Here is an 18,771-nt window from a genome sequence, read left to right on the forward strand (position 1 = left end):
CGGTCGGGACTGGCGCGGTGGCGGCCATCGTCGGCGGCCCTCCTCGTACGCCCCTGGAGAGACTGTGAACCGGCCGCTCTTCAGCACCGGCCGAGCCCTCTTCGAGCCGCCCCGGCGACCGTGGTGGCGGCGGCGCGGGCCACCGCGTCCGCCGACCGCCCCACCACCGGAGGGAACACCATGCCGACCGTCCAGTCCGACGCCCCCGCCACCGGAGCGCAGACCGAACTCCGCCACGAGGTCGAGGAGTTCTACGCCCGGCACTTCCAGGCCGGGGACGGGGGCGACGCGGTCGCCTGGGCCGAGGGCTTCGCCGTGAACGGCTCCTTCAGCTCCAACGCCCGCCCCGAGCCGGTGGTCTCGCGCGCCGTCATCCTGCCCGCCGTCACCGCGATGTTCGCCGCCCGTACGGCGGAGGGCGTGCAGCACCGTCACCTGCTGAGCCAGCTGACCGTCGAGCCGCGCGAGGACGGCACCGTGCTCACCCGCTCGTACGTCCTCGTGGTCTCGACGCCCCGCGAGGACGGTCCCACCCTGCTGGCCAGCACCCTCGTCACGGACGTCCTGAACCGCGAGGAGGGCGCGCTGCGCATCCTCAGCCGGCACGTCGACCGCGACGACCTGCCGCCGACCGCCGCGCTCTGACGCGGACCGCATCACCCTCACCACCCGCCCGACTCCGTGCCCCGGTCTCATCCCCCGTGACCGGGGCACGGTCATGCGGTCATTCATGCGGTCATGCCCGGCCGTGCCCGCGCGAGTACACGGCGAAAGGGGCGGGGCCCGGCCACCTTCCGGTGGTCGGGCCCGTTCAGGCGGCGACCGCCACGGCGTCCGCGCCGTTGACCAGTTCGAGGAGGAGCGCCGGCGTCTCGGCCTCCGCCACGACGTCGTCGGGCAGGGACACCCCGAGGTCGCGCTCGATCCGGCCGGTCGCCTGGAGCAGGGCCAGCGAGTCGTATCCGAGCTCCACGAAGGGGGTGTCGAGGATGTCGCCCCCCAGGTCCACGCCCTCCTCCTCGCCCGCGCTCTCGCGGAGGATCTGCAACAGGGTGTCAAGCGTCAGCCGGGCCATGGTGGAAGTCCCTTCCCTACAAGCTCTGTTGAGCCACTTGAGTCTTTTGAATCACTTACAAGGAGATTCTCGGCCGTCTTCCTCGACGACCGATCGAGCGGATCTGAACACTCCACATCCCTCTGGCCCTCCCTCACTTGCCGGGTGTCGCGCACCGCGAGACCGACGAGGTGGGTGCCGGCCAGCGGCAGCGTCGTGAACCGCCAGGCCGGGTCGGCCACGGCCGTCCCGTCGTCCCGGAGCAGCGCGGCCCCTCCCCCGGGCCCGTCCGGCCGGAAGCCGAACGTCGTGAAGGGGAGCAGCCGACCCTGGGCCAGGGCCTTGGTGTACGCCTCCTTGAGCACCCAGAGCCGCAGCAACCGGGCGTCGCGCTCGCCCTCCGGCAGCCGGGCGAGCGCGGCGCGTTCGTACGGCGCGCACATCCGGGGCTCCAGGCCCGTGTCGTACAGCCGCCGGCCCGCGTCCTCCACGTCGACGCCGACGCAGCCGACGACGGTGACCGCGACGCACAGCAGGTCCCCGGTGTGGCTGAGGCTCAGCGCGACCCCGGGCCTGCCGCGGACGAGGGGGCGGCCGGTGAGTCCGTAGGCCAGCTCGATGCCGTCCGGCTCCGTCCGCAGGGCCCGCGCCGCCGCGTACTTGAGCAGCAGCCGGCCGGCCGCGAACCGCTCGGCGTCGGCCCCGTGCCGGGCCTCGTACCGCGCCCGGTCGTCGCCGAGCAGCGCCCGGAGCCGCGCGGGGGCGGTCAGGTCGGGGTGCCACGGCGCCACCCGGGACCACACGACGGCGGTTCCGCGGCGCTCCAGGTCACGGGCGACCGGCGCCCACGGCCCGCGCGGCCCCGGTACGTGCCGGGGTACGGGCGCCCGGCCTTCCGGTGCCGGGCTCATCCCGCGAGCACCCGGTCGTCCAGGTCGTAGCTGCGGGCCTCGGCGGCCCGGCGCAGGACCTCCTCGCAGAGGGCGGCCTCGACCCCGGGCGGGAGCGGCGGGGCGGCCCTGCCGAGCCGGCGCAGGATCCGGTGCAGGGCCACGGCGAGCCAGCCGGGGTCGGCGGCGCGGGCGTCCGGGGGGCTCTCCCGCCAGACGCCGAAGCCCGCGGCGGCGGCGAGCAGCAGGGCGTACCGGTCGGTCAGCGGGAACACCCGGGACGGGTACGGCCCCGCCCCGAACCTCCCGAGTCCGTCGCAGGCCTCCTGAAGGCGGACGGTCTCGGCGGCGAGCAGCCCGAGCTGGGCCCGCAGCGTCCGGAGGACGGGATCGGCGCCCGCGAGCCGGAGTTCGCCCGGCGCCTCGGCGAGGAGGACGCAGAGCCCGTCCCGGCCGTCGGCCGCGGTGAACACGGCGGGGTCCAGGGGCGGCAGCACGGGTCCCGGGCGGAAGAGGACGGCGGGCGGGGGCGCTTCGCCGGTCCAGCGGCCGCTGCCGATCCAGCCCAGGTGCTGGGCCATGACGGTCTGGCAGACAACGTTGCCGACATGGCCGAAAGTGACCGTGGGGAAGTCCCGTACGTGCTTCTGGAGGATGGCGTAGGCGCCGTCCCGCGCGTGGAAGGCGCCGCCCAGGATGACGGAGAGCGCGTTGAGGTTCTCCTCGACGCCCGCCGGGACCAGGTACTTGGCGGCGGCGGCCAGGACCGGGGAGCCGCCGGGCAGCAGGTGCAGGGCCCGGGCGGCCGTACGGGCGAGGGCGTCGGCGAGCAGGAGGTCGGCGAAGGCACCCGCGACGGCGGTCCGCGCGTACGAGACCTGGGGCAGCGGGCGGCTGAATGGCCGCTGCTCCGTCGCGTAGAGGGCGGCGGTGCGCAGGGCGGTGTCGGAGACCCCGATGACCATGGACGGGACGGCCGCGTGGATGAGCGGGAAGACGGAGAGGCTGTGGCGCACGCCGTCGCCCCAGCTGCCGAGCAGCGCGGTGCGGGGCAGCGGGCGCTCGGTGAACTCCAGGCTGCCGACGCGCAGTCCGCGCATCCCGGCGGCCCGGCGGGTCTCGCCGCGGCGCACCCGGGGGCCGGTGAGCGCGGCCCGGTCGAGCAGGAAGAGCGAATGCCCGCCGCCGCTCTCCTCGGCTTCGTCGCCCTCATATCCCTCGTCGCCCTCGCCCGTCCTGGCGAAGGCCACGACGAGGCGGGCGTCCTGCGCGTTGTGGACCGCTCGCTTGCGGCCGTCGAGGAGGAAGCCGTCCGGGGTGCGCCGGGCGCGCAGTTCGTCGCTGACGAACTCGTTGCCGTGGGCGAACCGGTGGTACGCGATGGTGGCGCGGCCCCCGGCGAGCAGGACCTCGGCGGTCCTGGCCCGCTGGGTGTCGTCGCCGAAGGCCCAGACCGCGGTGGCGGCCATGAAGGAGGTGAGCGCGCTGCCGACGCCCAGTGCGGCGTCGCGGCGGAACAGGGCCCGCAGGACGGGCCCGAGTTCGTCGGTGCCGCACAGCCGGCCTCCGAGGGAGGCCGGCACGAACTCGGCGTTCAGACCGAGGCGGTCGTAGAGCGCGACGCCCGCGGGGGGCAGGACGCGCTGCTCGTCGGCGGCGAGCACCGCGGCCCAGCCGACCGGGTTGGCCGGGTCGCGCGGATCACCGAGCGCGGCCTCGACGGCGTCGATCCGCGCACCGACGGGAACTCCGACCGGCACACCGGCCGGAACGCGGTCCGAAACGCTGGCCGGCACACCGGCCGCAACGCCGTCCGAAACCCCGACCGGCGCGCTGCCCGATGCCTCGGCCGACGCCCCGGCCGGACCCTCGGCCCGCGCGCCCCGGGCCCAGGGGGTCACGCCCGGGCGGCCTCGGCGTACGCCTTGGCGTGCCGAAGCGTGGTGGAGCTGTTCGTGCCGAGGGCGTGGCGCACGAGGGACCGGGCCTCGGCGAGCGTCGCGCTCTCGCCGAGGGCCTGCCGCACGCCGGCCGGGTCCAGGGTCACGGTGTGCCAGGAGGTGGCCGTGACCTCGTCGCCGTGCTGGACGATGGTCCAGCGCCCGGTGTGGCCGGCCATGACCGGCGGCACCTTCAGCTGCTTGTAGACGAGCAGGCCCCGCTCGGGGAAGCTCACGCGGACGGAGCGGGTGTTGTGGAGGGAGCCGTCGGGGCTGCGGGTGTCCATGTCGAGGACCTGGATGCCGCCCTCCTCCTCGGTGAAGCGGGTGGCGGCGACGTGCGGCAGCCGGGCGGGCCACTGGTCGGCGCGGTCGAGGAACGCGTACACGTCACGGGCGGAGCCCTGGATCCGCTCGCTGTCGCTGAAGGTGAACGTCAGCTCCTCGCCCTCGCCGCCCGCGGCGGCCTGCTCGGCGGTGTCCCGCAGGGCGGCCAGCTCCTTCACGCTGTTGGTCTCGACGGCCCTGGCCACCCACTCGGCGGCCTCGGGGTCGTCGTCGACGACGGCGTAGTCGTGCAGCAGGACCACGCGGCAGCCGCCGGCCGGGTCGGCCTCGACCTGCCATTCGCCGCCCATCGCGGCCACCGGCGCCGAGGAGACGACCTGGCGGAAGACGATCGTCCGCGCGGTCCGGTCCAGGGTGCGCTGCGAGGCCCAGGAGCGGACCTCTCCGTTGGCGAAGGCCCAGATGCGCAGGGCCTGCTCGGTGCCGTCGTCCTGGGTCACCTCGGCGTACACGGTGGGCCCGAAGACCTGGGGCCACCGGGTCACGTCCGCGACCAGGGCGAAGACCTCCTCGGGCGGGGCTGCGACGACGGTCTCGTGCCGGGTGACGTGGATGGTCGGGGCGGTGGTGGTCAAGGCGGTCTTCCTTCCGGGGGCGAGGCCGGCGCCACCGCCGGGAGGGGCGGCGCCGAGAGGGGGGTGCCGAGAGAGGGGGTGTGGACGGCCGGGACTCCGCGAACGCACGCGGACGGTCGTCGGCGGACGGTCGCGGACGGTCGTCGGCCGCGTGCGGGTCAGTAGTTGCCCAGGCCGCCGCAGACGTTGAGGGCCTGCGCGGTGATCGACGCGGCGGTGTCGGAGGCGAGGTATCCGACGAGGCCCGCGACCTCCTCCGGGGTGGAGTAGCGGCCGAGCGGGATCTTGGCCTGGAACTTCTCCAGGACCTGCTCCTCCGTGGTGCCCCAGTGATCGGCGTACCCCTGGCGCACCCGGCCCGCCATGGGCGTCTCGACGTAACCGGGGCAGACCGCGTTGACGGTGATGCCGGCACGGGCCTGGGCCAGCTCCAGGCCGAGGGCCTTGGAGAAGCCGACGACGCCGTGCTTGGAGGCGGAGTACGGGGCGGCGAGGACGACGCCCTGCTTGCCGCCGGTGGAGGCGATGCTGATGATCCGGCCGGCCTTGCGCTCCAGCATGCCGCCGGTGGTGAGCGCCTCGCGGGTCAGGCGGAAGACGGCGTTGAGATTGGTCTCGATGACGTCCTCCCACAGCTCGTCGGAGAGCTCGGCGGTGATGCCGCCGCCGCCGCGGCCCGCGTTGTTGACGAGGACGTGCAGGGGGCCGAAGCGGTCGACGGCGGCCCGGACCACGTCCTTGGCGTCCTGCTTGGAGGTGACGTCGGCGCGGACGCCGTCGGCCTCGTGGCCGGCGCTCCGCAGCTTGTCGACGACGGCGCGGACGTCGTCCTCGTTGCGGGAGCAGACGAAGACCGCGTGCCCCTGCTCGGCGAGGAGTTCGGCGCAGGCGAGACCGATCCCGCTGGTGCCGCCGGTGATGAGGGCTACGCGGCGCCCGCTGTTGCTGTCCATCTCTGGTCCTCTCGCTCTCGCGTGGAAGGGGTGGTGGGGGTGACGGTGTCCGAGGGGGCGCGGTGCCCGAGCCGATGCCCGTGGTCGCGCAACTTCCCGGCCACGGTGGCCAGTTGCTTGATGTCGAGCTGCGCTCCCGCCCGCACCGGGGAGAGGGGTACGACGGCCGATCCGTTCCGGGTGACGGCGGGGTGGCGGCGGGCGAGCATGGAGAGCCCCTGCCCGGGGCCCGCCTCGACGAGGAGGAACGGGCCGCCGCCGACGGGCCCTTCGCCGTCGAGGAGGTGGCTGAGCGCCGGGCCGAAGAGGACGGTCCTGGCCGGCTGCATCGCCCAGAACCCCGGGTCGCTCAGCTGCGGTTCGGCCAGCGGGCGCGTGGTGTACCCGGAGACGACCACGGTCCGCGGCGCCTTGTAGGCGATCCGCTCGTACGCGGGCCGGGTGCTCGCGCAGGCCGCCTCCACGGACGGGCTGTGGAAACCGGTGGTGGCCTTGGCCCGCATCCAGGTCAGCGAGCCGGCGTCCAGGGCGTCGGTGACGGCGGACAGATGGGGCTCGGGTCCGGCGATCATCACCTGCGAGGGCGCGTTGACGGCGCCGACGACGACCTGCGAGGTGAGCCAGGGCTGGAGCAGCGCCGGGCTCGCGGCCACCGCGGCCATCCCGCCGCGCGGGGCGGTGGCGAGCGCCCGTACGCGGGCGTCGAGCGCGGCCACCGCGTCGGGCAGGTTCATGATCCCGGCGAGGACGGCGGCCGCGTACTCGCCGGCGCTGTGCCCGACGAGCGCGACGGGCCGGACGCCCCAGGAGGCGAGGAGCGTGCCGTAGGCGACGTCGAGGGCGAAGAGGAGGGGCTGGGCGCGGGTGACGTCGTCGATGTCGACGAGCGGCCGCTCCGCGAGCCAGTCCTCCCGCACCCGCCGCCCCTCGGCCCCGAGGAGCCCGAGCACCTCGTCGACGACCCGGGTGAAGACCCCTTCGGTGCCGTAGAGGCCGTGGGCCATGCCGGGGTACTGGGAGCCCTGCCCCGGCAGCATGAGGATGACGGGGGTGGGGCCGGGGCCGCTGCCCGGAACCGCCCCGTTCACCGGCCGCTCCCCCGCAGGACGACCGCGCTGTTGAAGCCGCCGTGGCCGCGGGCGACGACCAGGGCCGTGCGGAGCCGGGCCTCGCGGGCGGGGCCGGTGACCAGGTCGAGGCCGTACGAGGCGTCGGGGGCGTCGACGTACGGGGTCGGCGGGATCACGCCGTCGCGCAGGGCGAGCAGCGCGGTCGCCGTGTCGAGGGAGCCGCCGCCGGCGAAGAGCCGGCCGGTGCCGGCCTTCGGCGCGGTGACGGGCACGCCGCGCGCGCCGAAGACCGCGACGAGCGCCTCGGCCTCGGCCCGGTCCCGCTCGGGCACGCCGGACGCGTCGGCGAACACGACGTCCACGTCGGCGGGGGCGGCCCCGGCCTCCGAGAGGGCCGCGCGGATCGCCCGCTCCAGGCCGGGCGGCCGTCCGGAGCCGGGCTTCGGGTCGAGGGTGGCCGCGTATCCGGCGATCTCCCCGTACACCTGGTGAGCGCCGCGGGCGCGGGCCGCCTCGGCCTCCTCGACGACGAGGAGCGCCCCGCCCTCGCCGGGCACGTAGCCGGACGCCTCGGCGGAGAACGGCAGGTAGGCGCGCTCGGGGTCGTCGACGCGGCTCAGCTCGCCGGTGGCGATCTGGGCGACCCAGCCCCACGGGCAGAGCGCGCCGTCGACGCCGCCGGAGACGACGAGGCCGGTGCCGCGGCGCAGCTGGCGCCGGGCGTGACCGAGCGCGTCGATGCCGCTCGCCTGGTCGGTGACGAGGACGCCGCTGGGGCCGCGCAGCCCGTGCCGGATGGATATCTGGCCGGTGTTGACGGCGTAGAACCAGGCGAAGGACTGGTAGGCGGAGACGTACTCCTTGCCCTTGCTCCACAGGTTCTGGAGCTCGCGGTGGCCGAACTCGACGCCGCCGCCGGAGGCGCCGGTGATGACGCCCATGCCGTACTCGTCGAGTGCGGCGGTGTCGACGGCCGCGTCGGCGAGGGCCTCGTCGGCGGCCTTCAGGGCGAGCTGCGTCATGTGGTCGGTCTGCGGGATCAGCCTGCTGGGCAGGTGCTCGGCGGCGTCGAAGCCGTCGACCTCGCCCGCGATCCGGGTGGGGTACTGCGTGGCGTCGAAGCGGGTGAGGGGCCCGAGGCCGCCCTTCCCGTCGAGTGCGGCCTTCCAATAGGCCTCGACGCCCAGGCCGTTGGGCGCGGTGACGCCGATGCCGGTCACTACCGCGGTCACGGGTTCCTCCTGTCGGGGGCGGCGAGGACCATCGCGGTCTGGAAGCCGCCGAAGCCGCTGCCGACGCTCAGGACGACGTCGGTGCGGTGGTCGCGCGCGGTCAGCGGCACGTAGTCCAGGTCGCAGTCGGGGTCGGGGTTGTGGAGGTTGGCGGTGGGCGGGACCACGTTGTGCTCGATGGCGAGCGCGCAGGCCGCGATCTCCAGGGCGCCGATGGCGCCGAGCGAGTGCCCGATCATCGACTTGATGGAGCTGACGGGCACGTCGTAGGCGTGGGCGCCGAGGCTCCGCTTGAAGGCGGCGGTCTCGTGGCGGTCGTTCATCTTGGTGCTGGAGCCGTGCGCGTTGACGTAGTCGACGGCGTCCGGGGAGATCCGGGCCTCGCCGAGGGCACGGTCGATGGCCTCGGCCATCTCCCGTCCGTCGGGCTTGAGTCCGGTCATGTGGTACGCGTTGCAGCGCGAGGCGTAGCCGGCGATCTCGGCGTAGATGTGGGCGTTCCTGCGCCGGGCGCTCTCCAGCTCCTCCAGGACGAGGACGGCGGCGCCCTCGCCGAGGACGAGGCCGTTGCGGGTGAGGTCGAAGGGCCGGGAGGCCGCGTTCGGCTCGTCGTTGCGCGGGGTGGTGGCGTGGATGGCGTCGAAGCAGGCGGAGGTGATCGGGGAGATCGGGGCCTCCGTCGCTCCGGCGATCATCACGTCGGCGCTGCCCTCGCGGATGAGTTCGGCGGCGTGGCCGAGCGCGTCGAGGCCGGAGGTGCAGCCGGTGGAGACGACGGCGGAGGGGCCCTCCGCGCCGGCCTGCCAGGCGAGTTCGGCCACCATGGAGCTGGGCACGAAGTGGCGGTAGAGGTCGGCGACCGCGTACTCGTGGTCGACCTCCCACTTGCGTCCGCCGTCGCTGACGACGACGTACTCGCGCTCCAGGCTGGTGGTGCAGCCGACCGCGTTGCCCAGCGTGGAGCCGATGCGGCCGGGGTCGTGGGCGGAGAGGTCGAGGCCGCTGTCGGCGAGGGCCTCCCGCGCGCTGACGACGGCGAACTGGGCGGCCCGGTCGAGGCGCCGGATCTCCTGGGGGCTGAGCCCGGCGGCCCGCGGGTCGAAGTCGACCTCGGCGGCGAGCCGGGAGCGGAACGGCGAGGCGTCGAAGTGGGTGATGGTCCGGGTGGCGGAGCGGCCCGCGGTCAGCAGCTCCCAGTAGGCCTTGACGCCCACGCCGCCCGGGGCGACGGCCCCGATGCCGGTGATGACGACTCTGCGGGTCACCGGCGCACCCCCGCTCGGCTGCGGAGCGCCTCGGCGGCGGCTCCTCGTCCGACGTGTACGACTCGGGTCACGACTGTGGTCCTTCCACGTGGGTGGATATGAGCGGGGCGGCGGGTACGGGCGAGGTGGCGGGGACGTCCGCCGGCGGCACCGGCGGGGTGTCGAGGACGCGGACGACGGCGCAGGACCAGGTGAATCCGGCCCCGATGCCGGCGAGCAGGCAGAGCTCGCCGGGCCGGAGTCCGCCGGTGGCGGCGAGGTGCGCGAGGGCCGCGAACTGGTCGGCGGCGCCGAGGTGGCCCACGGTGCGGCCCCAGTCGAAGACGGTGCGCTCCTCGGGGATGCCGAAGGGCTGGAAGAAGGCGGCGTCGAGGCGGCGCCAGCCCAGGTTCGGCAGGACGAAGCGGTCGATCCGGTCCAGGGTCACGTCGGCCTCGGCGAGCGCCTGCTTGAGGGCGGCGCGCTGTCCTGCGGCGACGCGGGCGACGGTGAACGACATGCCCGCCGCGCCGACGTAGGCCCGCTTGTGGCGTTCCATGTCGACGACGGGGTGCAGGGCGAACGGCGCCGCGCCGAAGGGGTCGTCCCCTCGGTGCATGCCTTCGAGTTCGGGGTCGGCGACGGTGGCGAGGCTGAGCAGCCGGGCGAACCCGGCGCGCCGGGAGAGCACGAGCGCGGCCCCGGCGTCGCCGTAGAGGGTGCCCGGGTCGGAGCGCCACCGGTCGAAGGCCGGTTCGCAGAACCGGTCTCCGGCCGTGAGCAGCGCCGCCGACCTTCCGTCGCCGCCGAGGAGGTATCCGGCGGCGAGGTCGAGGGCGGCCATGCCGCCGTTAGACATCTGCCGCACTTCCAGGGCGGGGCCTTCGCCGCAGGGGACCTCGCGCTGGATGTACGAGGCGGGCGGCCACAGGTCGTGGCCCTGGTAGTGCACGGTGGCGTGCAGCAGCAGGTCGATGTCCGCGGGGCCGAGCCCGGCGTGGGCCATGGCCCTGCGGCCGGCCGTGACGGCGAGCACCGGGCCGGGCTCGGACGCGGACACCGCGACGCTGTCCATCCGCATCTGCCGGGCGGTGCGCTCGTCGATCCGCCCTTCGGCGACGGCGTCGCGCACCCGGCGGGTTGCCGGGACGCTGCTGCCGACCCCGGCGATGAAGATGTCGCGTTCGTACCTCAACTGGGTCCCTCCACAGGGATGCTCGGGCTGTGTACGGGGGCGGTCGGTCAGCCCCGCGCGCCCACCGGCTCCTTGACGGGGCTCTCCGTACCGGCGGCCGGGGTCTTGGCCTCGGTCACGCCACCGGGGGTCGCGGTCTCCTTGCGTCCGTCGAGCCACAGCGACCAGACGGCCGCGGCGGCGACGGCGGCGGCGCCGATCCAGAGGGCGGTGACCATGCCGTCCACGAAGGTGTGGGCGTCGGTGTAGCCGCCGTAGGAGGCGAAGACCGCGGCGAGCGCGGCCACTCCGAAGACGCCGCCGAGCTCCCGGATGGTGTTGTTGACGCCGGAGGCGATGCCCTCCTCCTCGCGGCGTACCGCGCCGAGCGCCAGGTTGGCGGCGGGCCCGAAGTACAGCCCCATGCCGAGGCCGTTGAGGACGAAGGCGGGGAGCAGGGTGAGGAAGCCGGAGGTCTCGGTGACGGTGGCGGCGATGAGCGCGAGGCCCGCGGCCTGGAGCACCATGCCGGCGATCACGATCGGCCGGCCGCCGATCTTGTCGGAGAGGACGCCGCCGATGGGCGCGGCGATGAGGGTCATGCCGGTCCAGGCGAGGAGCCGGACGCCGGCGCCGAGCGGCGAGGCGCCCTGCACGGTCTGCACGTACTGGGTGACCAGGAAGATCGAGCCGAACATCCCGAAGTACATGAGGAGCGAGACGCCGTTGATGGCGTTGAAGCCGCGGTTGCGGAAGAGCGAGAGCGGCATCATCGGGTGCGGGGTCCGGCTCTCCCACACGAGGAAGACCACGAGGGAGATAACACCGACGGCGAAGCTCCCGAGGACCCGGAGGCTGGTCCAGCCGGCGGCGTTGCCCTCGACGAGACCGAAGACGAGACCGAGGATGCCGACGCTGGCGAGGACGGTGCCGGCCAGGTCGAGCGGCTTGCGCTCGCCGTGGCTCTCGGCGAGCCAGCTGGGCGCGAGGGCCAGCAGGGCGATGCCGATCGGCACGTTGATCCAGAAAATCCACTGCCACGACAGGTAGTTGATGACCACGCCGCCGACGACCGGGCCGAGCGCGACCGCGAGTCCGCCGACCGCGCCCCAGATGCCGAGCGCGGCTCCGCGCTTCTCCGGCGGGTACGCGGCGGAGAGCAGCGTCAGCGTGAGCGGCAGGACGATCGCGGCGCCGATGCCCTGCACTCCGCGACCGGCGATGAGCAGCCCCATGCCGGGGGCGAGCGCGGACATCACGGAGCCGGCGGTGAAGACGGCGATGCCGAGGGTGAAGAGCCGCTTGCGTCCGAACCGGTCGGCGACGACCGCGGCGGACAGCAGGAGGACGGCGAAGACCAGGGTGAACGAGTTGACCGTCCACTCCAGGGCACTGAGGCTGGCGTTCAGGCTGTCCCGGAGCTCGGGGAGCGCGGTGGTGACGACCAGGTTGTCCAGGGACACCATGAACACGGCCACCGCGGCGACGGCGGCGGTCCGTCCCGGATGGCCGTGTGTCACCCCGGAACCTGTGGGCGGTACGTCGATGGAGGCCATCGTGGGAACCCTCTCCTTCTTCACAACGTCGACTGCTGCCGTGAAGAAGGTCACCCCGGGCGATAGCGCACGGCTGGAGCACTTCTGAAGCGGCCCGGAGGCCGGATCCACCGGGAAACCCGGGATGCCACCTCACATTCTCGGTGGCTGCGTCGTCGGACTGTCGGGACGTCGGGCAAAGGGCGCGGGGAACCACTGTCGGGAAGCTGAGGAATCAACATGTTGCGAAGAATGGCTTCGTTGCCCGGTGGAAGAGTGGGGAAGTGGGTCGTCCTCGCGCTCTGGGCGGTGCTGCTGGTCCCGGTCCTGATGCTGGCCGGCCAGCTCGGTGACGTGGAGGAGAACGACAACTCGGCCTGGCTGCCCGGGAACGCGGAGTCGACGAAGGTCGTCGCCCGGGCGGAGAATTTCCAGCGCGCCGACACCGTGCCCGCGCTGGTGATCTACGACCGGCCGGAGGGCATCACCCCCGCCGACCTGGCCGAGGCCCGGGCCGACGCGGAAGCCTTCAAGGGCATAGAGAACGTCGTGGGGCAGCCGCAGGGCCCCGTGCCGTCCCAGGACGGCAAGGCGATCCAGACCGTGGTCCAGGTCCAGAAGGACAAGACGGGCTGGGAGGGGATCGGCAAGACCGTCGACGCGCTGATCGAGGTAGGTGAGGAGAACGCCGGGGGTCTCGGCGTCCACGTCACCGGACCGGCCGGTTACGCGTCCGACTCGATCAAGGCGTTCAGCGGAGGGGGCGCCCTGACGACGATCACGTCCTTGGTGGTCGTCCTGATCCTGCTGCTCACCTACCGCAGCCCGGTACTGCCCCTGCTGCCGCTGCTGACCGTGGGCGTCGCCCTGGTCACGTCGGAGGCGGTGATCTACCTGCTGGCGAGGAACGCCGGACTCGTCGTCAACAAGCAGACCAGTTTCATCCTGACCGTGCTGGTCTTCGGCGCCGCCACCGACTACGCGCTCCTGCTCATCTCGCGGTACCGGGAGGAGCTGCTGCGGCACGAGGACCGGCACGAGGCGATGGCGGAGGCCCTGTACCGCTCCAGCCCCGCGATCATCGCCAGCGCCGCGACCGTCGCGGTCAGCCTGATGCTGCTGATGCTGGCCACGCTCAACTCCACCCAGGGCCTCGGTCCCGCCTGTGCCGTCGGCATCCTCGTCGGCCTGCTCGCCATGGTCACCCTGATGCCGGCCCTCCTCGTCGTCTGCGGCCGCTGGATCTTCTGGCCGGTGAAGCCGTCGTACGGATCGGCCGGGACGGCCAAGGAGGGCGTCTGGACCCGCGTCGGCACCGCCGTCTCCCGCCGGCCGAGGATCGTGTGGATCGGCACCACCCTCGTCCTCGCCGTCATGGCGATCGGGGTGCTCGGGCTCAAGGCCGACGGCCTGTCCAACAAGGACCAGTTCACCGGCACGCCGCAGATGGCCGTCGGCGAGCGGATCAAGTCCGAGCACTTCCCCGCCGGGTCGGGCGACCCCGTCTTCGTCGTGGCCGAGGCCGCCGCGGCGGAGCAGGTGCGGACCGCGCTGACCGGCGTACCGGGAGTCGTCGGCGTCTCGACGCCGGTGATCAAGGACGGCCAGGCCCTCATGCTCGGGGAGCTCAAGGACGACCCCAGCAGCCGGACGGCGATGCGGACCGTCGAGCGGGCCAGGGTCGCGGTCCACGGGATCGAGGGCGCCGACGCGCAGGTCGGCGGCAGCACGGCGATCATGCTCGACACGCAGGAAGCCGCCGCCCGCGACTCCAAGGTGATCATCCCGATCGTCCTGGTGGTGGTGCTGCTCATCCTCGCGCTGCTGCTGCGGGCGATCGTCGCGCCACTGCTGCTCATGGCGACGGTGGTGCTGTCCTTCGGAGCGGCCATCGGCGTCAGCAGCCTGGTCTTCGAGCACGTCTTCGGCTTCGCCGGCGCGGAAGCCTCGTTCCCGCTCCTGACGTTCGTGTTCCTGGTCGCCCTGGGCATCGACTACAACATCTTCCTGGTCACCCGGGTACGCGAAGTGGCCCTGCTCCACGGCACCCGGCGCGGCGCGCTGGAGGGCCTGTCCACCACCGGCGGCGTCATCACCTCGGCGGGCCTGGTCCTGGCCGGCACCTTCGCGGCGATGGCCTCACTGCCCCTGGTCTTCGCCGCCGAGCTCGGCTTCGCGGTGGCCTTCGGCGTCCTGCTCGACACCATGATCGTCCGCTCGGTCCTGGTCACCGCGCTGACCCTGGACGTGGGCCGCTGGATGTGGTGGCCCAGCAAGCTCTTCAGGTCCCACGACACCCCCCGCCCCCCGGCACCCAAGCCCGACCTCGAACCCGCCCTCAGCGGCAGCTGACACCCTCACGCAACGAGAAGGGCCCCTGCCCCAGCAACGCGGCCGACCGCCACGTACTCGCCCCGGGCCGACCGGGGCGAGTAGCCCGCACGTCGTGAAGCGGGAGGCGGCGACCGGTGGGCTCCGCCGCTCCCCTCACCAGATCGGCGCTCAGCCTTTCTCGGACAGGCCCGGAAAAGCCATCGGCCGGTCGCAATCAGAAAGCGCGGAGGTACACCCGGGCTTGCTCGGCGTCCAGGTTCTCGATGTAGATCTCCATCCACGCGACGTCGCGACGTCGGTAGTCCTTGACACACGGCGGGCAGACACCCGCCCAGAGGGCATCTTTGAGTGTTTTCGGCTCTGAGAGTCCAAGGTGCTCGAAGAGTTCGGACTCTTGTGTCGACTTGATGCCCCATGGCGCCAGCGGCTCTTCGGAGTGCAGGTCCTTGGCGACCTGGGCTGCGGTGGCCTTGCCGGTACGGAAGGAGAGGATGTACTCGTCTTCGCGCGGGTTGACCTGCACGGCACCCTTCACGTCCGCGGCGCCCTCGGGGATCTGAATCTTCATGAACGCGGCCGCTTCGGTGGCGCCGGCACCCTTCTCCCAGTACGGATAAGCGCTCTCGCGCGTAGCGCTGCCGGGAGCCCCGGTCGAACACGACGTGAGAACCAGCGCGGAGATCAGCGCGACCAAGAGGCTTCCGCGCGTCTTGCGCCGCCTGTTCACCGGTTCTCCTCGTCGCCCCGCGAGACGTCCCCGCGGCCGCCCGATCGGCCGGGGTCGGCAGGGTTCACCGTAGGGCTCGCGTCGCCGTTCAAGTCGTGGGTGAACGTCGAGCTGCTACCACGCATGTCGAACTCCTGGGCGATACCGACAGTATGCAGGTGCCCCATATCATCATCTTTGATGATGATTCCTCCATCGAATGGCGTTTGCTTGCCTTTATCCCAGTTGTATCGATCCCATACGTTGACCTGGTAATCCAGTGACACGTCAGGCTTGCCGCCCTCGCCGGGCCTGACTGTGACCATGCCCGAGATGGTCTGCTGGTGCGACCCCAGGGCGTGGTACCAATCGGTGTCCTTGGTGAACGTGCCGCCGTACTGATGGCTCTCCACCGGAATAGTGACGGGTTTGTCGCCCCCGGCCTTCTCGAATTCGGCCAGCGCCTTCCTGCGCCACTCTTCCCGGTTTCGCGCGATGTGGATCTCTTCGATGTCGGACCGGAACTTGGCGTCGTCGTGCAGCATGCGGTTCACGTCGACATCGAGGGTTTCGCCGGTGCCACGCAGGTAGTGCAGCATGTTTCGGGATGCTCCGGTTTCGCCGGTGATGTCGCCAACCGTGGCGAGGCCGAGGGCCAGGGCGTGGAATTCCACGTCGCGCGGCGTGGGGTCTTCCACGTTGAAGGGGCCGGAGCCGGGGTCGGCGGAATGCCACTGGTACTGCGGATCCATGATTCCCGCCGCTCGCAGTTCGTCGCCCCGTTCCTGGAGCAGGATGCCGCGAGTGACCGGGGCGAGGCTCTGCCACCAGGCAGGGATGTCCTTGCGGTCCTTGGGCATGTTGGCGGCCTTGCCGGCCTCCTCCAGGGACGGGTAGGGGCTGACCTGGGGGTTCCGGTTGAAGCCGTTGAAGGTGCCGTCCATGGGGTCGGAGTCGAGGACGACGCCATCGAGGGCCACGCGGATGCCGTCGTCGGCGTCGGTGACCGCCTTGACCGCTTGAACGAGCTTTTCGGCCCACTCGTTCGCCTGGGTACGGGCGGTCTGCTGGAAGTCAGGGTCATGGACGTAGGCCGTGCGCTCGTCCTCGGTGAGCCGCTCCGTGTCGAAAGCGACCGTGCCCTGGTCGGAGACGCGCATGCCGGCCTTGACGGCCGCGTCACGGATCACCTTGAGCCGGTTGCGCAGGTCGGCGAGCTGCGTGTGCGCGTCACGCAGGATGCGTGCGACGGCCTTCGCCTCCTTCTGCGCTCCTTGGAGCTCCTCGAGCGTGACGGTGAACCTGGCGTTGGCGGCGTTCGCGCTCAGCCCGATCCACGACTTGCCGAGCGAGACGCCGTGGACGTCCTTCTCGTACCGGTCCTCGAGCGTCTTGAACTTGGCGGCCATCTCCTCCCACTTGCCCGCGGCGGCGGTCAGCGTGGACAGGTCGGTGCTCATGGCTTCGTGATAGGTCGGCATGACTCCCCTGCGGCCGGTCGATCGGCCCGTCAGATGCCTTGGATCCGCGACTGGCGGGCCAGCCGGGCGGCGATGTCGAGTTCGTTGTTCTGCACGCTGATGCCGGTCGCGCTGAGGGCCTGCTTCTCCGAGGACAGGCGACCGAGCAGCATCTTGACCTGCTTCTCCCACGTCTCGTGGGCTCGCTTCAGCGCGCCGGAGGTGTCCCAGCCGTGGCCGTCTTGTGCCCCGAACGCCTTGACCGCGGCATTCGTGGTCTCGCCCGCGTGCTTGCCGTCCCTCGTGACCCCCGGCTCCAGGTCGTCGTCGATCGCCTTCGCCGCCGCCTTCTTGGCCGCTGGGCTGGAGGCCAGGTCCGGCTTGCCGGCACCACCACCTCCCGCAGTCGGCGCGAGCTGGTTCAGCCGCATCGGCGTGGACTGCTGGGCTGCCGCGTTCGCCTTGATCTGCTCCCATTCGCCCCAGGCCATTACGTCTCCCCCTGCTGGTAGTCCCTGAAGTAACTTAAGGAACGGGGCCGCATACAGAAAGTTAGATCGAGTCAGAGGGCGTTGGAGTGGCTGAATCTCGCCGCGGCCGGTGCACGCTCCTGAAACCGTGCGTTTCGCGGGGTCAGGACCGAGTGGCTCTTGTCCGTGGAAATCGAATCTGCCCCCCACTGGACGGCCGCTTGGTCCGCAATCAAAAGGTCATTCCCGTCGCCGAGTGGCGACTGGTCAGGGCGATCACCTCCGCCACTCCTGCGGCGTGCCCCCTCGATCGCATGGAGAACCAGTGCGTCCGCTGTTGCGAGCACGTGGCCATGGCGCCCACCAGCACCAGCGGAGTGACCGAGAGCTCCGTGTACGAAGCCAAGTTCACGGAGGCCCAACAGAAGACCATCGGGGTGTAGGACGCGAAGCCGACGTCCGACAAGAACGAGGTCGAGCACGGCGAAGCGGTCGTTGGCGAGCATCCCGTTGATCACGTCCGCTGCAACGGCCGGCTGTGGTGCTCAGATTGGCCGGGCGGCGAATGGCACAAGCTCGCCCGAGCTCGCGGGGATTCCGTGGATCTCGATGACGAGCGTTGCGGCCCGCTGCGCCCAGTTGCCGCACTGTTGTCCGAGGGAATTCCAAGGGACTTTCCGCCGCCCAAGCGGCAAGCCCCCGAAAGACCGGAAAGGGCCTCCGACGCAGGTCAGAGGCCCTTCCGAGGCAAAGCCCCAGGTGGGGGGGCAGACGAGTCGGGCTGTACGCCGGGTTCTGTGCCCCGGGACCTCGCGGTCGTCGGGGCGACGGCCATCCATCTAGGACCGGCGTTGCCGCCGGCCTCCTGCGGTCTACCCGCGGACTCGGGCGAGCAGCCCTCGAACATCCGCGCAGGGACACCGAGGTGTCCCCTCTTGACCTTGCTCCGAGTGGGGTTTACCTAGCCGCCTGAGTCACCTCAGGCGCTGGTGGTCTCTTACACCACCGTTTCACCCTTACCGAGGACCGAGGTCCCCGGCGGTCTGTTTTCTGTGGCACTGTCCCGCGGGTCACCCCGGGTGGCCGTTAGCCACCACCCTGCTCTGTGGAGCCCGGACGTTCCTCGGGAAGATCCGAGGATCTCCACGCGGCCGTCCGCCCGGCTCGTCTGCCGTGCCGACCATGCTACCCGCCGATTCAGAGGAAGTCGGCCGTCTCCAGGTCGAACCCGAAGGGCTCGGGGAGAGGAAGGCTCTTGCCGAACGGCACGGCGTGGAGCTCGCGGTAGTCACCGCTCTCCGGGTCGGTGAAGAGCGTCACCGTGGACGTGTCCCGGTCGACCAGCAGGTAGAGCGGGATGCCGCCGCGGGCGTAGCAGCGGCGCTTGACCTCCCGATCGGCGTTCGGTCGGCCCGAGGTGACTTCCAGCACCATCGCCACGCCGGCGCAGGACATCCAGGAGTCGGCGCCCGCGAACAGGTCAGCGTCGACCGGAGCGAACGTAAGGTCCGGGATGACGTGGTTCCTCGGCCGCTCCACGGCGCTCGGCGGCTTCAGGCCCTTGTTGCCCGAGACGTCCATATCGACCACGGACCGCCTGATCACCTGCCTCAGAACCCGGCTGATGTACTTCTCGTGGTCCCCGTCCGGCGGCGGTGTCACGACGATCTCCCCCTCGATCAGCTCCGCGCGGAAGCCCTCCGGCGTCTCCAGCGCCAGGAAGCCCTCCAGCAGGACATCCGCCTGCGTGAGCGGTTCGTGCGGCATGGCAGTCATGTCGTGATCG

The 18,771-nt window shown here is 72.2% G+C and carries 17 protein-coding genes and 1 other RNA gene; 3 read left to right on the forward strand and 15 right to left on the reverse strand.

Annotated elements, in window-relative coordinates:
* Positions 1-180 precede the first annotated feature (180 nt).
* On the forward strand, positions 181-645 hold the full coding sequence (locus ASC82_RS00185) for a nuclear transport factor 2 family protein (protein WP_107105803.1): 465 nt from the start codon (positions 181-183) through the stop codon (positions 643-645).
* A gap of 166 nt (positions 646-811) precedes the next feature.
* Here ASC82_RS00185 and ASC82_RS00190 read toward each other — a convergent pair whose 3' ends face one another.
* The 10 genes from ASC82_RS00190 to ASC82_RS00235 form a co-directional block, all read right to left on the reverse strand.
* On the reverse strand, positions 812-1,075 hold the full coding sequence (locus ASC82_RS00190; protein ID WP_056639665.1) for an acyl carrier protein: 264 nt from the start codon (positions 1,073-1,075) through the stop codon (positions 812-814).
* Complete coding sequence (locus ASC82_RS00195; protein WP_079038950.1) at positions 1,063-1,965, reverse strand: 4'-phosphopantetheinyl transferase superfamily protein; 903 nt, start codon at positions 1,963-1,965, stop codon at positions 1,063-1,065. Before ASC82_RS00195 ends, ASC82_RS00190 begins: the two co-directional genes overlap by 13 nt.
* Complete coding sequence (locus ASC82_RS00200) at positions 1,962-3,704, reverse strand: hypothetical protein (RefSeq protein WP_056639670.1); 1,743 nt, start codon at positions 3,702-3,704, stop codon at positions 1,962-1,964. The genes ASC82_RS00195 and ASC82_RS00200 overlap by 4 nt, the downstream gene beginning before the upstream one ends.
* A gap of 137 nt (positions 3,705-3,841) precedes the next feature.
* A complete protein-coding gene (locus tag ASC82_RS00205) occupies positions 3,842-4,807 on the reverse strand; it encodes an aromatase/cyclase (protein ID WP_185909468.1) in 966 nt (321 codons plus the stop codon).
* 158 nt (positions 4,808-4,965) lie between these two features.
* A complete protein-coding gene (locus ASC82_RS00210) occupies positions 4,966-5,760 on the reverse strand; it encodes an SDR family NAD(P)-dependent oxidoreductase (protein WP_024759135.1) in 795 nt (264 codons plus the stop codon).
* A complete protein-coding gene (locus tag ASC82_RS00215) occupies positions 5,733-6,848 on the reverse strand; it encodes an acyltransferase domain-containing protein (protein ID WP_079038951.1) in 1,116 nt (371 codons plus the stop codon). The genes ASC82_RS00210 and ASC82_RS00215 overlap by 28 nt, the downstream gene beginning before the upstream one ends.
* Positions 6,845-8,062, reverse strand: a complete 1,218-nt coding sequence (locus ASC82_RS00220) for a ketosynthase chain-length factor (protein ID WP_056639673.1) — start codon at positions 8,060-8,062, stop codon at positions 6,845-6,847. The genes ASC82_RS00215 and ASC82_RS00220 overlap by 4 nt, the downstream gene beginning before the upstream one ends.
* Positions 8,059-9,327, reverse strand: a complete 1,269-nt coding sequence (locus tag ASC82_RS00225) for a beta-ketoacyl-[acyl-carrier-protein] synthase family protein (protein WP_056639676.1) — start codon at positions 9,325-9,327, stop codon at positions 8,059-8,061. The genes ASC82_RS00220 and ASC82_RS00225 overlap by 4 nt, the downstream gene beginning before the upstream one ends.
* A gap of 67 nt (positions 9,328-9,394) precedes the next feature.
* The gene (locus ASC82_RS00230) at positions 9,395-10,501 is read right to left on the reverse strand and encodes a ketoacyl-ACP synthase III family protein (protein WP_079038952.1); all 1,107 of its coding nucleotides are present in this window, start codon (positions 10,499-10,501) and stop codon (positions 9,395-9,397) included.
* Between the two features lie 47 nt (positions 10,502-10,548).
* Positions 10,549-12,036 carry a DHA2 family efflux MFS transporter permease subunit gene (locus tag ASC82_RS00235; protein ID WP_079038953.1) on the reverse strand — a complete coding sequence of 496 codons (1,488 nt, stop codon included), beginning with the start codon at positions 12,034-12,036 and terminating at the stop codon, positions 10,549-10,551.
* A 219-nt stretch (positions 12,037-12,255) separates the two neighbouring features.
* Between ASC82_RS00235 and ASC82_RS00240 the strand changes: the two genes are divergently transcribed.
* Positions 12,256-14,367, forward strand: a complete 2,112-nt coding sequence (locus tag ASC82_RS00240) for an MMPL family transporter (RefSeq protein WP_056639679.1) — start codon at positions 12,256-12,258, stop codon at positions 14,365-14,367.
* Between the two features lie 196 nt (positions 14,368-14,563).
* Here the strand turns inward: ASC82_RS00240 and ASC82_RS00245 are convergent, their stop codons facing one another.
* The 3 genes from ASC82_RS00245 to ASC82_RS00255 are packed head-to-tail and all read right to left on the reverse strand — an operon-like array spanning position 14,564 to position 17,006.
* Positions 14,564-15,076: a hypothetical protein gene (locus ASC82_RS00245; protein ID WP_056639682.1), complete on the reverse strand. Its 513-nt coding sequence runs from the start codon at positions 15,074-15,076 to the stop codon at positions 14,564-14,566.
* Positions 15,073-16,515: a hypothetical protein gene (locus ASC82_RS00250; protein WP_242427498.1), complete on the reverse strand. Its 1,443-nt coding sequence runs from the start codon at positions 16,513-16,515 to the stop codon at positions 15,073-15,075. Before ASC82_RS00250 ends, ASC82_RS00245 begins: the two co-directional genes overlap by 4 nt.
* A 50-nt stretch (positions 16,516-16,565) precedes the next feature.
* A complete protein-coding gene (locus tag ASC82_RS00255) occupies positions 16,566-17,006 on the reverse strand; it encodes a hypothetical protein (RefSeq protein ID WP_056639689.1) in 441 nt (146 codons plus the stop codon).
* A gap of 293 nt (positions 17,007-17,299) precedes the next feature.
* Here ASC82_RS00255 and ASC82_RS31325 point away from each other — a divergent pair, with 293 nt between their 5' ends.
* Entirely contained in the window at positions 17,300-17,428 is a 129-nt protein-coding gene (locus ASC82_RS31325; protein WP_277914768.1) for a hypothetical protein, read from the forward strand.
* 325 nt (positions 17,429-17,753) lie between these two features.
* Here ASC82_RS31325 and rnpB read toward each other — a convergent pair.
* Together rnpB and ASC82_RS00265 are read right to left on the reverse strand one after the other, a co-directional pair.
* Positions 17,754-18,152, reverse strand: an RNA gene (rnpB, locus tag ASC82_RS03825) — RNase P RNA component class A.
* 30 nt (positions 18,153-18,182) lie between these two features.
* A complete protein-coding gene (locus ASC82_RS00265; protein ID WP_199862442.1) occupies positions 18,183-18,761 on the reverse strand; it encodes a Uma2 family endonuclease in 579 nt (192 codons plus the stop codon).
* Between the last annotated feature and the right edge of the window lie 10 nt (positions 18,762-18,771).

The organism is Streptomyces sp. Root431, from assembly GCF_001426585.1.
Classification (GTDB): domain Bacteria; phylum Actinomycetota; class Actinomycetes; order Streptomycetales; family Streptomycetaceae; genus Streptomyces; species Streptomyces stackebrandtii.